Below are 1,337 nucleotides of genomic sequence, written 5' to 3'. Positions count from 1 at the left end.
CGAGGGTGTCAGGATTTTTGTGTGCAGGGCCTACTCTTGAGGCAGGAGGAGCAGGCCATGGCCAGGAAGAAGACCCCGGGGACGGGGGTGCAAGCGCAGGCAGCGGTGACGATCCCACCGGAGGTGCTGGAGCAGCTGGTGCCGGGGCCGATGACCCCGGAGGGGCTGGAGGCGGTATTCCGGGGGTTCAAGAAGGCCTTCCTGGAGCGGGCGTTGAACGCCGAGCTCGACGCCCATCTGGATGCCGAGCAGGTCCCGGGCAACCACCGCAACGGTCGCACCGGCAAGACGGTGCTGACCGACGAGGGCGCGGTGCGGCTGGATATTCCGCGTGACCGGGCCGGTTCCTTCGAGCCGCAGCTGGTGCCCAAGCATGCGCGCCGCTTTGCCGGTTTCGACGACAAGATCGTATCGATGTACGCGCGCGGGATGAGCGTGCGGGAGATCCAGCAGCACCTGCGGCAGATGTATGCAGTGGAGGTCTCCCCGGACCTGGTCAGCCGGGTCACCGATGCGGTGCTGGAGGAGGTGGCGGCCTGGCAGGGCCGGCCGCTGGAGGCGGTCTATCCGCTGGTGTTCTTCGATGCGCTGCGGGTCAAGATCCGCGCCGACGGGGTGGTCCACAACAAAGCGGTTTACCTGGCCTTGGGCGTGCAGCGCGATGGCACCCGGGACGTGCTGGGGCTGTGGATCGAGCACACCGAAGGGGCCAAGTTCTGGCTGCGGGTGTTCACCGACCTGCGCAGCCGCGGGGTCAACGACATCCTGCTGGGCGTGGCCGACGGCCTCAAGGGCCTGCCCGAAGCGCTGGAAGCGGCGTTCCCGCGGACCACGCTGCAGACCTGCATCGTGCACCTGATCCGGCACAGCCTGGGTTACGTGCCCTGGCGCGAACGCAAGGCCATGGCGGGCCTGCTGCGTCCGATCTATACCGCGCCCAACGCCGAGGCTGCCGAAGCGGCATTGCAGGCCCTGGAGGACAGCCCGCTGGGCCAGCGTTACGCCACCGTCGCCCCGGCCTGGCGGCGTGCCTGGACGCACGTGGTGCCGTTCTTCGCCTTCCCGCCCGAGGTACGGCGCATGGTCTACACCACCAACGCCATCGAGAGCGTGCATGCGCGGTTGCGCAAGGTCATCAAGACCCGCGGCCACTTCCCCACCGACGAAGCGGCCACCAAGCTGATCTGGCTGGCCTTGCGCAACATCAGGACGATCTGGAACAAGCCCCCGATCCACTGGACCGCCGCCATGAACCAGTTCGCGATACTGTTCGGTGACCGCATCGAGCGGGCAGTACCTTGATCACTGCCCTGCACACAAAAAATCGGACACCCCCC

Annotated in this window: 1 protein-coding gene; it reads left to right on the top strand. The window is 67.4% G+C overall.

Annotation, left to right across the window (positions count from 1 at the left end; genetic code table 11):
- Positions 1-57 precede the first annotated feature (57 nt).
- On the top strand, positions 58-1,302 hold the full coding sequence (locus CSC66_RS17120; RefSeq protein ID WP_162378620.1) for an IS256 family transposase: 1,245 nt from the start codon (positions 58-60) through the stop codon (positions 1,300-1,302).
- The last annotated feature ends 35 nt before the right edge of the window (positions 1,303-1,337 follow it).

This window comes from Pseudoxanthomonas kaohsiungensis (assembly GCF_010211765.1).
In the GTDB taxonomy this organism is placed as follows: domain Bacteria; phylum Pseudomonadota; class Gammaproteobacteria; order Xanthomonadales; family Xanthomonadaceae; genus Pseudoxanthomonas; species Pseudoxanthomonas kaohsiungensis.
The sequence above is the reverse complement of the archived record's forward strand: the minus strand, read 5'-3'. Positions and strand labels throughout refer to the sequence as shown.